Raw genomic sequence first — 14,838 nt, 5'->3', positions numbered from 1 at the left:
ATATCCAGGGAGCTTGGGCATTGAAAGCGAATTAAAGGTGTAATCGGTTTTCTAATATATATTGCGAGTTAATCAAATATACACCCTAATATACTTTTTAAAAGCAAGGAGTAGATCCATACGGATTCGCACTATGATCGATGGTGAAATTGAAGGTCTTCGAGTCCTTAGCTCTAGTGTATTCTGCATAATCATAGTTACCTGAATGAGTTAACTTGTAGACTCCGTTTACTTTACCATCCACCATTTCGTTATAATAATCAGCAAATACAGGATAGGAACCTTCTGGGTTTAAGTTCTCTGATTTTTTATCAAACTCAAGTTCTATGGTCGATTCCATTCCCTTATATTTTATTTCTTTGGCTTTTCCATCAGAAAATCTAATCCAAATATATAGGTTTGTATCATTGTCTTCCTTATAACATATGTAATGGCTTTTTGCCTTTGCATTTTCTTCAATGGTTTGCTGCTTATCCGCATCTTTCGTTTTTAAATTATTCAGTTTTGTATAGAGTTTCTCTTCACCATTATGCGTTAGGTATAGAAAAATCCCCATACCTTCAACTGTCTCTGCCATCCAAACATCCATTACCGTATATTTCCAATCATTATTATCGAAAATATAATGATAACCACCACCTGTACCCTGCTGCACTACTTTTCCATCGGTAAGAACCAAATCAGGACTATCGCTTATCTTTTTGGGTTTATTCCATGATGTATATTGAAGCATACGATCTTCGAATCGATCCACTTTAACAATGAATTTGTCGTTTTCGGCATAAACCCAATTCGTTGGAACTTCAGTCTCCACGATCGCTTTCTCCTGGAGTTGTATTGAGCTAACTTCTTTTGTTTCGCTAGTAGTATAATAAATAGTTGCGGGCTTATTGCTCAATAACATCATATCAGCATCAATGTAATAATCAAAATCAATAGTCGTTCCATCTTCTGCTTTTATGGTTACTATATCAGGAAGATCACCCTCGCTTCCACCTTCTATTTTCTGAACAATGCCTTTCTTTACTTGCCATGCTGGGTCAATCTCTCCTACTTCATCCGTAGCTCCGTATAACCTATGCATATTCGTTTTACTTGTATTTAAATAACTTACCACAACCGTTTTATTAAGCAGTTGTGATAGTGGCAAATCATTAAACTTAATACCCTCACTATTTACGAATATGCTTTCTGTCTCGTCACGGTCGATAAAGTAAAATGTCATCATAAACATAGGATATCCAGCTTCTTCAACTTTTTTAACGATGGCTGACTCTTTTACCTCATTATTGGTAAACTCCAGAATTTCTTTAATAGAAGAGCGATCAAAAACGCTATTACACGGTAGGGTGTCTTGCGGCATTTTACTTAACAACTGATTGACGGCATCATAACCACCTGATCCCGTTTTGGTTCTTTCAAGACACAAAAACGCTGTTTCGTTTAGATAATAGGTTCTTTTTTCTGAAATTTCATCTACCTGCCCCACCCAAGAAGAGTTTTGATCAAACTTAAATATGAGTTTATTGTCCCAGAAATAATAAGATGATTGATTACATCCATGATCACTGCAATCGGAGCTGTAGGCATACATTACCTTATCGCCATCCATGGCTCGTTTAAAAGTGCTGGTGCCGCCATCGGTTTCATTTACCCACTCTATCAGCGGATAGTTTTGCGATTTTATTTCACTCTCAATAAAAGCATACTTTTCTTTAATAAAATCTATTTGATCTTTGGGTTGAATTACTGTTTTGGCTTGTGTGGATGCTGAACTTTTCTCCTTAGAATTACATGAAACCATAACTATGGAAATGAAAAGAAGAATGAGTTTAAAGTAATTCATATCTGCTGTTTTAGTTGGTGAATATAAAATCTTATTGATAAGGTATGGTAAAAAGTAGTCGGATGGTTTTAAAAACCAAACTTACAAAGTTCCACTTAATCGAAGTTAGGGTTTACTCTGCAATTTATTCATTTTATTTGCCCAAGAAACGTATTGGTAAAATTATAAAGACTCTAAGGTAACCAATTTATATCAGTCCGTACCATTCAATTTTGGAGCACCTCAGCTTGAACAGAAATAGTATAGCATAATTAACAAAAGCAAACCAGTATTTATAGTTGATACTTCATTACTTGCTCTTGAAAATATATCCAATAATTTACAACCTGAACTATTTATTTGATTTCAAACCATCTCCAAATATGGAGTATAAAGCCCGTAGAATTTAACCACTCGTCAAGTCATAAAAAGGATGACACCAAATAATGCTAATTGCATCGTTGACGTCATCCTTTGTGTTTTTTTACAATTATTATCTTAAAAAATATAAGTATAGCTTGTATTTACTTCCTTAATATCTGTTGATGATTTAATGGCATTACCATGTTCATCTACTTCGTTGGTCACAATTACTTCCTTTGGGTTATCTGCAAAATCGTAATAGGTAAACTTTGTTACATTACCACTCTCATCGTGTTCAATACCGTGCGAACTTAATGGCATTACACCTATTGTTTTATAAACCATATGGCCATTCTCAAGCACTCGCACCCTTTTTTTAGTTGTATAAGGTGCAATTCTAATATCTTTAATCAATTCATTATCATCAAAGGTAATAGATGCTTTCTGACGCTCCATAACATCTGTAGTTGAGCGATTAATTAACGCTAGGTTAATATCAATCTTGCCAGTTTCATCTGGCCGATTGATACCATATGTTACAGCTCTTTTATACATACCATAATACGAAATACCCGAAATATATCCCTCATCGCAATAGCGTAGCTTAAATAAAGTTGTTTTATTATTTAGCAGAATACTTTCGATGCGATTGTTTTTATACACAAAACTGTAGGTTAATGTTGAATCACTCTTTACTAAATCGCATTTAGCTAATAATCCCTCCGAATCAACTCCAGCAGCCATTTTGGTGCTTAGCGTTACATTCGATATCTTGCCAAAAGGACCATATAGGCAAGTTAGCTTTTGACTTAAATCTTCATGCTTATAGATAATTTCTTTTTCTGCTTTTCCTAAATACAAGCTATTAGGTGCAAATAGCTCTTCAGGGTATAAAAGGTTAACTTTTGACGATAAGTAAGTACTAAAGATACCTTGTAAAAACACCTTATTATTAAAGACTTCAGTTTCGCTAATAAGGGTACGCTTGTCAATAGGAGTTAGGTCGTCTTTACCCTTAGCTAGGTAATAATCGTAATTATCAATTAAGCGAGGAGCCACAAATTTAAAATATCCCTCTGCCGTATGGTTTCCTTTATAATCAAGACATTTTTGCCAGTATTTTTTAAGGTTTTCGCCATCGCCTTTTACTAAATATCCAACAGCAAGGTTCATGTATATCTCATCAATATTTACGTCGCATACCTTTGATTTTTTCCCCTCAAGGTATTGCGATTCGTAATTTTGCCATACAACAATAGCATTATCAATGGCCTTTTTATTAGCCTCAGAGTTAATTTCAGCTGTACTAAAAGCAGAAATAAAAGCATTGGTAGCATCGTTAAAGTCAGTGTAATCAAACTTCTTAGCTTTTATGGTATAAACTCTAAACTTTTTTGTAAAAACGCCCTTTCCGTAGTCTTCATTTAGCTTTTGCTGAGCGGCTTTAACGGCCATGCTTACATAATCCGATTTACATTTGGCACGGTTAGATGCAGTGTTTAAACCTTTCAATTCTTCGTTAGCTGCAGTAAACGACGACCTATCAAAACCATCTTTATCCACCCATTTGTAGTCTGGTATGACATCGAAATAATTGATTAGCTGATTATTTTTATCAAGGATAAGAACTTTGGTGTTAGCTCTTGCTTCAATTAAAGCAGTGTAAGTGGTTGTGCGTGTATTATCTGCCGATGTTTTTGTTTCTTCGGCAACACGCGTAGTAATAACAGGCTCCGTTGATGTTAATACTAACTTAATATCATTACCACTGCCAAAACCATCGATGCTTAAATCATGTTTATCAGTTATTTTTTCATCAAAAGTCTTAGAAATCCCAGCTTTATGCTCATAACTAAGTCCCGAAATATTTAATACCTGCTTAGGAATATTGTTATAATATCCTTCAACTTTATTCTTCTCTGGCTTTTGCGCCATGGCCATTGTACCTATTGATAATACAAATGCACTTAATAATAATTTCTTCATGTATGTCTGGTTTATTTATCCAGTAGTTACATACGCATTTATTTTGTTAAGGTTATTGTGGTAAGTGAATATTTATTTAGAAATAAAAACCATCCGTGTAAATAAACCAGTATTTATGCTTTTTACATGTATTACGAATCCTTACGACCTGCGTTTTAAACTCTGTTTATTATTTCTAACACTAAATTTTGCAAAAATATGTAAAACGAACTACTTGCGGTTGTTAGAAGAGTGTTGTTATATGCTTTAATTGATAGTTTTAAAGCCTTTTATTTTATTCCTAAATGTAACCGTTTTTTTTAATAGTCCTTAATTAATCTTGTTTAAGCGGGATAAATAACGAGTAAGTATCAATAACACCACCTTCTTTTGTAAGAACACCTGCCGTCATTACTAAAGGCTTACCATTTTCTATATATATGCCCATTCTTTCAAAACGATGAACAGGAACGGTCTTACCTCCTGTTGTTTTATATTCTTTATCGGCAACTTTATAGTGTTTTGCTCGCTCCCAATTTAATCCATCAGTAGAAGTAATCATGCCCATATAACCGAATGCATGATATAAATTATAATAGCGTTTTCGATCTGCATCATACCAAACCTCTGGATCCTCCGCATTGTAATTTATAACAACAGGCTTAGCTTGCATTTTCCATGGACCAAGTGGATTATCGGCTAATAATACAGCTTGCATGCGAACAATTTTGTCAAATGCTTGATCTGGTTGATCCCCTCGTATAATCATTAAATAACCACCTTCAGGCCTTTTAGTAACTGTAACATTATTTGATTGATTTGCGATTGGAAGTTGAGGTTCAAACAAGGGGCTATCAAAACGTTTCCAAGGCCCCTCAATATTATCGGCTACAGCAACGCCTATGCGTTGGTTTAATCGCATCATACCTCTTAGGTTATCATGTTTCCATGGTTGACGACGGATTTCTTCAAGTTGCTCTGGTGTTAAGTCTAAGTTTCCAGAGTTAGTAGACATATAATAGAGATAATATTTGCCATTGAATTTGTACGTTTTAGTGCAATGTACAGTATACTGATCCCAAAAACCATGGCCTCTGGCCTTTAGGACTTCTTGAACCTTGGTCCATGGCCCCGTTGGACTATCAGAAACCGCCCTCGACACTATTCCATCCGTTAACCAGGAATAAAAACTATGCTTTTTGGGCATTTGATCATAAAACAAATGATATTTACCATCCTCTCCCTTTATGATAGTAGATCCCCAATTAAAATAATCCTTATCACGAAAAATATTTTCTTCAGAAACTTCTTGCAAGGCATTCGTTAAATTATAATCATCCGAATCTTGCGCTTTTACAGATAAAGAAAGTAAAAACAAGGTTATGGTAAAGCATAGGAAAATATTTTGTGAGCGAATTAATTTTCTATTCATCATATTTACTTACTAATTATTATCATGTAGATTGCCTTCATAAAAACAACGCAAAATGTGAATAAGTTCAGTTAGAAATAGCCAGTAATCATACCTGATGTCTTTATATCTTCCTTATTGATTCTGTATTTACATCTTATTTTTGTTCAAAAATGATATTCCTTTCCGTACTCTTCTTATACATGTCCTTAGTAACAATCTCTTTTTTTGTATTCGGGCGATAGGTATTATTGTGTGGGTTTAGAATACATTCAACTTGGTATTCAAGCATTTTTTCAAAAGGAATAAGAAAATCATTCGTCTCGCATTGCTCTAAATCACCATCCTTAAGCAAATTTATGACCGTATAAACAGACTCAATAGTGCTTAGGCAAAGCGATTCTGGTTGCTGCTTAATAATAAATTTTGATTTTATTGTATTATCAAAACTTACCCTATTTAGTTTTTGCAAGTTTGTACTTAGCTTAAGCATTTTACGGGCGCAGGGCCATGTACCATCCAAAAGAAAGATGTGTGGATGATTACCCATAAAAGAGTTTATCTCTGAACTTTTTCGTAACGATAAGTTGAAATTTTCTTTTCCAGGATAAAGTAAAAAAGAAGAACTTGCTTCTTTAGTCAGTATTTCATTTACACGCTTATTATTGGTAAAATCGACACCAACAATAATTTCAGAATTTTTAAGTTGAAGATGAGTCATACGTCCTGTTCCGTTTTTTTCTTTCTTGTACTCCTTGGGGTGCATCAAAATAATAAAACGTGTATTAGTCTGTATTGGATTAGTGTGTTTACAAATACATGAACTCGAAGGCCTCATACATTTGTAACATTTGTTTCTTGGGTTATCTATATCTACTCGCAAGGTGAATATCTTTTATTTTTATAATTGGGCTAAGGTATTGAATTACCTATATTAATTAGTGTGGGTAGTACTTTCTTGCTCATTAAATTTCAAATTGCCTTAAATCTTCTGAATTTATGTTGAATATTTTAATTATCATAAATCTATTAATAGTCTCTAAACGGAACAAACTTCATAAATATCCTAATTCCTAATGTTTTACAAACAAAAATTTCATTTTCATATATTATAAATCCAAAAATGAATCTATTCTTCTTTTCCATTCAAAATCAATATTCCTCATATTTATCTCAATTAGTAAATCGAGTATAAGTTTCTAAAGGCAAACTTTAATTGATATAAAATTTTATCGCTTTTAATGCTGCATCTTTTTGTACAGCGCCAACGTTATTGCCATGTGTAGTGAAGGATTCCAAGGCACTTCATTGACGAACCAATACGTATTTATTAAATGTTATAAAGCTCAAATTTACCAATATTACGCACATTTATTATAGGGCAGTCCTTTTTTCTTTCTTTTCTAATTTATCAATCAATGTTTCTAAATCTTTTAGCCATTCTTGATTAACATCGGAATGATTTTTTCCAGAATTCAAGTCGTCATTTAACAATGGAATTAATTCAACACAATCTAACAGTTCAATTGCCTCAAATAGTAACATTCCATATTCTCCGTTTATAAATTCTTGCTTAATAATCTCTTTTACTTTTATATCATTTCTATTCGCTAAACCAACAATGGCTTCAAGTTTTGTATCTTGGTTTTTATCCGAAGTCCGACTCCATAATGCATTTCTAATTTTGTCATTGTCGGTTTCAATTTGAGAGCCAATCCCAAAAGTAGCCCAGTTTCTAATCGTAGCAACTTTATCATTTGATAAATCAATCAAAGTGTCAATCGCTTGATTATTATCCAATCCGAGTAAAGATGAAACTAATCCTTGTCTAACTTCACTACTTTCAGAGGTCTTAAAAGCAATCAGTTTTTCAATCTGCTCTTGATTTACATTGTCATTATTGTGTCCAATTGCATAAAGAAGAGATTTTAAAACTTTGCTATCTCTTTCCTTTTCCACGACGTCAAAGTATAGTTCCATCGTCTCATTGTAAAACGGTCTTGGTGAAGTTCCTAATTGAGCTAAAATGTCAATTCCAATCATTCTCTTCTTGGTATTATCTGAATTAACTAAATCCTTACATTTCTCAAAAACAGATTTATTTGGTCTTGAACGCAACTCACTGATATTATCCCAATAAGTTTTGTCCGACTTATTATTCAAAAGTCGAAAGAATAGTTTATCATCTGTCCATTCTTTTCTGCTCATTAGTTAGTTTTTTAAACAATGTTTTTACTTTTAATTCGATCTTTTATCAATACTAAAGATTTTCAAAACAGAGCATACAAGCATAAATATTATACCTAAATGTGTTAAGTACTAAACCAAAAGGATAAACAGCTTTAATTTGTGCCCGCTAAATTAATATTTAGTCCTGCTAATTACGCATTTTTATGGTACAAAAAACCACAGGCGTTTAACATACCTGTGGTTTACATTTTATGATAATCATCAACGCTCTACGACTTCAATATATCTTCTTCGCTATCCGTAGATGACTTTGGTTTAGGCATAGCATAAATGGACAGTTTAGCACTATTGTCGGAATATATGATATGCGCTATTTCACTAACAGGCTTTAATACATCATATAAACTATTCATTTTATCAACCCTTTCCTGAGTTATTACACCCCGTTCTTTTTTAAACTGCTCTTGATTAATATTATCTTGTCTTAACTTTTCTGCCAAAGCACTCACTTTATCCAATTCCGAACCATTACAGCCTGAGGCTTCTAATTGTGTTTTGTATTTTTGTACTACACCATCTAAATCTTGCATAAACACAATCATCTTAGGCACATTTGCGCGTATTTTGGTAATATCGTTTAAGCCAAACTGATTCTGAATTGCTTTATTAGTAGGAAAGGCTTTTTTAACGAAAAATCGAACTGTTTTAAAGGTAGTATTACATGCTGCCAGCGAATCGTTGACTACCTGAGTTAATTCAGTCATTTCATCTATTACAACATTGTCTGAACGTAAACCTAATACCTCGTCTACTACAGCTTGAATGGTTTCAGGGTAGGTCTCCGAAAATTTATTATCAAAGGCTTTAAAATCCTCAATATCGGCTGGTAATGCAGATGCAACTACCCCGCCATGACTAATTAATTTAGAATCTGCTACGTTAAAATTTCTTACTTCACTCATAATTGTAATTTTTAAAATTAATAAATAGTATTATTAGATTTTAGTTGGGTTTTATTTTAAAAAGGACTTTGAGATTTATATAGCTAAGGTTTATCACCATATAGTTGCCTTTCTTCAACTTATAGTTAACTCTTTACATGAATCAGAAGCAATTTTTCAGTACTTAGAAGCCTTTTTACATTAATCAGTGAACACTTTACATTTTTGTAAAATATCTTCTGAATGTTGTAAATCTTCTTCTAAGTGATGTAAAAGATCTACTGACTGCTGTAAATTGTCTTCTGACTGGTATTACAGCCTAACACAATACAATAGCTAAATAGCTTTAATTAAGTAATAGATGATAAGGTAAAGGGAGAATACAAACCACCTCTGATACAAGGTCATTTGCCGTAATTTTTCATAGCTTAAATATTTGAGTTTTATTAAAGCTATTTAAAATTAATCTTTAATATTGATAATCACAAACTTGAAAAGATTTTTTAACTTTTTTAAATAGAAGGAGATATTGGAGGAAAGGATAACCGGAAAAGGGAGAAGGGAGACTGGAGAAAGGAGAAGGGAGAAAGGAGAAGGGGAAAACAAGTCTCTTTAATCTTTCATTTTCAATCTAACTTTTTTAATCTTCTTATTATTCAAAAAATATTCTACTTTCTTCTGTTTTAAATTTACACAAACAGAATCCGTTGGTTGATTAATTTCAAAGGCAACATACGGACCTAAAAAGCTTAACTCTACTATACTCTCTCGCTCCTTTAGGATTAGTTTTGCAAACCCATTAATATCAGAAGTAGTTCCGTACGGAGGATTGGAATCTTTTAAATACAGGGTAGCACCTTAGCAATTTCTTATTGGGTAAAGACTTTAAACTGCTTTTCTATTTCTTTATTTATGTCGTTATGATTAGACCTAATTATTAAAACATAAATAACAAATGCCAATACTACACTTAAATATCCCACAGGTTCGTAGGTAAAGTATAAGGCTACAAATAACATAGGAGCTAAACTTAAAAACATTAAGAAACTCCAAAAAGGTATTTCATAGTTCACATAAATATTTAATGATTTATCTCCTGGGTTCTCAACCAACTTCCCTTTTGCTAATATTTCGGTTCGGAACCCTCTAGATATAGGTCTATATAGATAGATTGAGAACTTATCGCCCTTCTTTCGTCCTCCAAATTTATTGTTATAATTTCCGTCAAACTGTGTTGAGTAACTTATTTCCGGATTAGTATTCTGACCAACAGTTATACCATTAAGCTTTTTCCAGAAACTCTCTTTCGTAATTCCAACAAGTTTGTATTTTTTAGAACTTAATTTTATCATAGTTATTAGCCTTTGATTAATTATTATCAACGCTTAAGTGTAATTTCCGTTATTTTATAATATGAATATGGTAAAATCTTTATCTTCATTATTTATTTGCAGGATTTTCTTCCATTAGCTATAGCAGCCATTTGTTAGCGGTTTTTATTTTCTGTCCAATAATTACTTTTTCTAATTCTTTCAGGAAACTCCTCAGGATCACTTATATGATTTGTTCGTTCCAAAATACTCTTTATTAAATAGCTTTGTAATGTGTCAGCATATAAAGAGGTATACACTATAGGTTTATTTAAGTCATGATTCTCAAATCCTATAGATATGTAATAAATCGGATTAGTCAAATTATCAATTACCATAAAATAGAATCTCTCAATCGGAAATATAAATGGAATCGAATTTCTTAGCATTTCGTGGTGGCTAATACTTTTTATTTTTAAAACTTCATCTATCAAATCTTTCATTTGTGTTAAATGGTCAGGGAAAGTATGATAGATTGGTTCATAGTCATATTCCAAGCCACTACTTCCAAAAACGTTTATGCCAGGAAGATTTGTTCCATTCATGGTTTTAAAGAACCATTTAAGTTCTTCTGGAAATTCAAAACCTAATTCTTTTTGATATTTTTCAATTTCTTCATCTAATAGTCCTTCATTCCACTTTGTCCCTTTTTGAAACTGAAGTCCATAAACATCTTTATCTAATTCCAATTCGCAAAAGTGCTTTTCACTTTCTTCTTTGAACCAAATCATAAACTCTTTATGTCCTTCTAGGTTTCTCATTTGTTATTTTAATTATCACTAACGGTAAATTGTATGAATAGTGGCAGATTTCGGGCTTCTTTCCTGTCAAACCGCTAAGCAATTTGAGCGGGCTACAAACTTTGCTATTTGGCTCTTTCCCTGCCATTACGTTTACAAAATTATTAGCAACCGTAATTAATTAATCATCTGCCTTAATATATTAGGTATTTCATTGAATGATTCAACCCATATTACATTTAAACCTAATTCATTAGCATCCTGTTCTTCAAGGAATATCAATAATTCATCAACTTTCCCACTAGAACCATCTATCTCAGGAGTTTTCTTAATTATGTAATGATTTATTGAATTAGATGATTCCTTTCGGTTCGCCACATCTAATAATCTTCTAAGGTTTGGGTCAGTTAAACTCATACCAACAAATAAACATGTATTTTGACTTAATTTATTTAATTGTATAAGATTTGACCAACTAAACGGTTCTATAAATTGAGTATGATAAGCATCTTCACTAAATACAACATCTTTTTTTGTTGTTATTTTTCCCGTTCTTGGAAGATAACCATGTACATGGTATATGGGTAATTCATTAGCCTTATTTCTTACTCCCTCATTGTCTATAGCTCTATGCTTTATGTTGTGGGATTTTAGGTTTTCTTCAATTAGGGCATCAAAATTAAATGTGATTATTGAATCTAATGGTTTTCCATCTCGCTGTGGTCTAGAAATATCAACTATCGAATCAATTAAGTCACATGATTTAGGATTATCTTGATATAGTGCATCTCTTAATTCAATTAAAAAATCCTTACCTAAATTTGATTTAAGATATTTTCCCATGACTAAGGAGGATGAACCTAATCGTTTTTGAAATTCTCTAGTACTAATATTTTTTAAGGATATTGACTTATTATTAGATATCCTCATCATCATGGATTCAAGAAGTCTTAATAGTAAATCATTCCATGAAGGAATTTTTGCTCCTATTGATATTCCTGCACCACAGACTAGAGTCAATCTTCCATCCTTTAGTGAGTTAGTTAAGGTCTTAATAAATTGGTTGTTTCTTTTTAAATTGTCGCTTTTAATCCTTTCTTCTTTCTCAGAAAATTCCTCATCGAATATATTTTCTTTAGAAAGTTTTGCTAGCAATCGCTGAAAGCCTAATTCTTTATCGTAAGATAAATCAATGATTTGATAATTTGATAGATATCCAGGAGGAATTGTTCCATCAAAAGTAATTGGGATTATCCTCGTGTCTTTTCTAGATATATCATTTAATATTATTGATTCTATTTCTTTTAATGCAAATTTTGATTTTAACGTATTTCTACTGATTATTATGATTATTACATCTAATCCCTCTATTTTTTCATTAATCTTCCGAAACCAATTATCTCCAGCTTTGATATTTAAATCACCAATAAAGAATTCATGCTCCGATTTTGAAAGATTTTTAAGTAAAAAATCAACTTCCTCTGAATCTAATTTGCTTGAGCTTATAAATATTTTCATTATTCGCTGGTTTTCTTTTTACGGTTGCTAACTCCTAAATAACACTAACCTAATGTTACTTCAACTATATCATTATAAAACTTAAGCATATCAATCTTAATGGTTTTATTCTTGAGTTATTATTAGTTAGGTGTTCTATAAATATATTTTCCGTTTAAAATTAACAATTATTCCTACTAATCATATATTTAATTCCATAAAAGGTATTGTTTAGTTGTTATACAGTATTTAAAAACGCACCAAGCTTATATCAAGCTATTACCCTTCTTTTATTCTGTATACCTCAGTAACTAAAACTTAAAAAAGGTAGAGACTTTAATAAATATACACTTGCCCTATTACCTCTTTGTTTAAAAAAGAGCAAAATGTTTTTTACTGAAAGAATCTATTTTTCGTATTCTGATATCTTTAAATAAAACCTCTGCGGCCTCACTTTGTAATTGTATTTTTCCCTTGGTCAGCGGAATGGTATTTCCCTCACTATCCTGATATCTCGAATTCTTTAATATCATTACAACACGACCATTTACCACATGTAAACTCTTATCTTTAAAACAATATAAATCAAGCGTATTCCACTCGTCCGCTGCATTTTCGTAATTACTGCTTCGTAAACAATAATTTTTGTACGGACTTCGCATACTTATGGGTAAATAGTCTTGCGAATAATGTGCCATAGGATTGAGATTCCCCTCTGATTTATAGGCTCTAATATCAATAGCCGAAGTAGCCTGACTCCAGTAATCTCCCGTATGCCCTTCCATAATCTGAAACTCTTGCGAAAGCATCCACGATCGCCAATATTCTACTGCCATAGGACCAATAGAATGATAAAGAATACCAGAATCTTTTAGCAGATTCTTTCTGTACGCCCATGTTTTATCTCCCCATTTGTACTTTAACTGAAAATGGTAATTTTCATATTCCTTTTTGCTTATCAAGCAGCCATAATACTCACCACTATTTTTTATAATCACATTATCGGCTTCCTGAAAAGTAGTAAAAACATGGTATGATGGATTATTTAAGCCAATGGGCTCAATGAGTTCTCCCTGCTCATTTTTAGGCTGCGAACCATTATAACCTGGCTGTATCTGATAACTTAAATAGTTATCCCATTGCGACAGGTTTGAATCTATTAAATTTTCCCATTCGTATTTTTGGTAATCATCCGTTTCCTGCTGTTTTTTGCTGGCGCAAGAAGTTAAAATTAGCAAGGCCACAATAGCGATGTGATTAAGTCTCATTTTTGCTACATTTAAAATGTTAATATGCTTTGCCGCCGCTATAAACGATCGTTTATGCCAGTAAGCAAAATGTAATTTTATCACTTAATTATTTAATTTCAAACCAATAGTGTACTAAATATTTTTAATACAAATCCTGAGCGTCTTGTATGGGCTGGCTTCAGTCTGTATACCATAAAACAAGGTGCAGCTTTGATTTTGTTCCTTAGTTTTTGTTATCATGAGCATCGGACAATTAAGAATTGTGTATTCTTATTTGTTTTAGGATGAAGTTAGATTTGCACGAAGCGACAAAAACTAAATTTAATTAGTACAAGCTTGATTTTAAACCACATACCCATCATAAAAACTATTTATTCCTGCACCTATTATGCTTAATGTATTCAAAATAATCTTTTTCTTTCAAAATAAATGATACTTTCACTATTAATTATACTTTTATAAAAATAACCTTTTACAAAATTTATCATGAACATTAAATCTACACAGAACAACAAAAAAAACAATGCAGGTAATATCCTTAAATTGTGCTACTGTCTTATATTTATATTCCTACTTACAGGCACAAATATAAGTACTGCTCAAAACACAAATTCAAGCAATAAGAGTAATGAAACCAAACTAGAAGCAAAAGTTACTGGCTTAAATTATATTTGTATTCATGTGCTCCAACTGGAGAAAACACTGAAGCTTTATCGCGAGATTCTTGGATTTAAACTATCAGATGCGGAAATACTGCAAGGCAAAGGAGTTGAAGGAATGCTTGTGCTTAAACTAAAAGCTAATGACTTAACAATAAATCTATCTATTACTGCACCTGAGTATAAAAATACCATTGGCCCCGTAGGTAATACTAATCACAACCATTTTATGCTAAAAGTAAATGATATTGGCCCCATTGGAGATAAGCTTAAAGAAGAAGGTTATGAATTGGAAAATGAGAATTACGTTCGTGATAAATACACATTTTTTGTAGGACCTAATGGCGAAATTGTTGGTCTTTCTGCATGGTAATTTATTGTTAGGATTTAATATATTCCAGCAAGCTACTGTATTTCGCCTTTGCTTTAAATAAAGCTTCATATTGATATTTTTTCATTAAATTCTATACCAAAGCGTTATTAATTAACGCCTGATCGCGTGCAACACTATATTTTTTTTGCATATAAAACCGCAAGTATTAATTATTATTCTTGCGGTTCATTCATTTAAGATCAACAGCGTCCTAAACGATTTATTTTAATGTTCTGAAAGTCATGTATAGTGTT

Annotated in this window: 11 protein-coding genes; 1 reads left to right on the top strand and 10 read right to left on the bottom strand. The window is 32.2% G+C overall.

The genetic code is table 11. From position 1 onward, the window contains the following. Positions 1-97 precede the first annotated feature (97 nt). The 10 genes from A8L32_RS21920 to A8L32_RS21875 all read right to left on the bottom strand — a co-directional run bounded on the left by A8L32_RS21920 (position 98) and on the right by A8L32_RS21875 (position 13,570). A complete protein-coding gene (locus A8L32_RS21920; RefSeq protein ID WP_143525199.1) occupies positions 98-1,846 on the bottom strand; it encodes a hypothetical protein in 1,749 nt (582 codons plus the stop codon). A gap of 477 nt (positions 1,847-2,323) precedes the next feature. Beyond that, positions 2,324-4,174: a hypothetical protein gene (locus A8L32_RS21915; protein ID WP_075591559.1), complete on the bottom strand. Its 1,851-nt coding sequence runs from the start codon at positions 4,172-4,174 to the stop codon at positions 2,324-2,326. 313 nt (positions 4,175-4,487) lie between these two features. Continuing rightward, the gene (locus tag A8L32_RS21910) at positions 4,488-5,588 is read right to left on the bottom strand and encodes a glycoside hydrolase family protein (protein WP_083631462.1); all 1,101 of its coding nucleotides are present in this window, start codon (positions 5,586-5,588) and stop codon (positions 4,488-4,490) included. Between the two features lie 133 nt (positions 5,589-5,721). Continuing rightward, on the bottom strand, positions 5,722-6,447 hold the full coding sequence (locus A8L32_RS21905) for a tRNA-uridine aminocarboxypropyltransferase (protein ID WP_075591558.1): 726 nt from the start codon (positions 6,445-6,447) through the stop codon (positions 5,722-5,724). Between the two features lie 491 nt (positions 6,448-6,938). Further along, positions 6,939-7,772, bottom strand: coding sequence for a hypothetical protein (locus tag A8L32_RS21900; protein WP_075591557.1), 834 nt, complete (start codon positions 7,770-7,772; stop codon positions 6,939-6,941). A gap of 251 nt (positions 7,773-8,023) precedes the next feature. Then, a complete protein-coding gene (locus tag A8L32_RS21895) occupies positions 8,024-8,716 on the bottom strand; it encodes a hypothetical protein (protein WP_075591556.1) in 693 nt (230 codons plus the stop codon). 848 nt (positions 8,717-9,564) lie between these two features. Beyond that, positions 9,565-10,047 carry a hypothetical protein gene (locus A8L32_RS21890; protein WP_075591555.1) on the bottom strand — a complete coding sequence of 161 codons (483 nt, stop codon included), beginning with the start codon at positions 10,045-10,047 and terminating at the stop codon, positions 9,565-9,567. Between the two features lie 134 nt (positions 10,048-10,181). Further along, a complete protein-coding gene (locus tag A8L32_RS21885; RefSeq protein ID WP_075591554.1) occupies positions 10,182-10,826 on the bottom strand; it encodes an SMI1/KNR4 family protein in 645 nt (214 codons plus the stop codon). Between the two features lie 156 nt (positions 10,827-10,982). Beyond that, on the bottom strand, positions 10,983-12,323 hold the full coding sequence (locus A8L32_RS21880) for an SIR2 family protein (protein WP_075591553.1): 1,341 nt from the start codon (positions 12,321-12,323) through the stop codon (positions 10,983-10,985). A 350-nt stretch (positions 12,324-12,673) separates the two neighbouring features. Then, the gene (locus A8L32_RS21875) at positions 12,674-13,570 is read right to left on the bottom strand and encodes a 3-keto-disaccharide hydrolase (protein ID WP_083631461.1); all 897 of its coding nucleotides are present in this window, start codon (positions 13,568-13,570) and stop codon (positions 12,674-12,676) included. A 468-nt stretch (positions 13,571-14,038) separates the two neighbouring features. Here A8L32_RS21875 and A8L32_RS21870 point away from each other — a divergent pair, with 468 nt between their 5' ends. Beyond that, on the top strand, positions 14,039-14,584 hold the full coding sequence (locus A8L32_RS21870; protein WP_075591552.1) for a VOC family protein: 546 nt from the start codon (positions 14,039-14,041) through the stop codon (positions 14,582-14,584). Positions 14,585-14,838: the final 254 nt, after the last annotated feature.

Source organism: Labilibacter marinus, from assembly GCF_001659685.2.
Taxonomy (GTDB): domain Bacteria; phylum Bacteroidota; class Bacteroidia; order Bacteroidales; family Marinilabiliaceae; genus Saccharicrinis; species Saccharicrinis marinus.
Note: the sequence above shows the minus strand (reverse complement) of the source record. Positions and strands in the feature narration are given on the sequence as shown.

Bases quoted from the DNA above. Each gene is read 5' to 3' on its own strand.
- A8L32_RS21915 (WP_075591559.1), bottom strand. From the start codon at position 4,174: ATGAAGAAATTATTATTAAGTGCATTTGTATTATCAATAGGTACAATG.
- A8L32_RS21910 (WP_083631462.1), bottom strand. From the start codon at position 5,588: ATGATGAATAGAAAATTAATTCGCTCACAAAATATTTTCCTATGCTTT.
- A8L32_RS21920 (WP_143525199.1), bottom strand. From the start codon at position 1,846: ATGAATTACTTTAAACTCATTCTTCTTTTCATTTCCATAGTTATGGTT.
- A8L32_RS21895 (WP_075591556.1), bottom strand. From the start codon at position 8,716: ATGAGTGAAGTAAGAAATTTTAACGTAGCAGATTCTAAATTAATTAGT.
- A8L32_RS21885 (WP_075591554.1), bottom strand. From the start codon at position 10,826: ATGAGAAACCTAGAAGGACATAAAGAGTTTATGATTTGGTTCAAAGAA.
- A8L32_RS21875 (WP_083631461.1), bottom strand. From the start codon at position 13,570: ATGAGACTTAATCACATCGCTATTGTGGCCTTGCTAATTTTAACTTCT.
- A8L32_RS21880 (WP_075591553.1), bottom strand. From the start codon at position 12,323: ATGAAAATATTTATAAGCTCAAGCAAATTAGATTCAGAGGAAGTTGAT.
- A8L32_RS21900 (WP_075591557.1), bottom strand. From the start codon at position 7,772: ATGAGCAGAAAAGAATGGACAGATGATAAACTATTCTTTCGACTTTTG.
- A8L32_RS21870 (WP_075591552.1), top strand. From the start codon at position 14,039: ATGAACATTAAATCTACACAGAACAACAAAAAAAACAATGCAGGTAAT.
- A8L32_RS21890 (WP_075591555.1), bottom strand. From the start codon at position 10,047: ATGATAAAATTAAGTTCTAAAAAATACAAACTTGTTGGAATTACGAAA.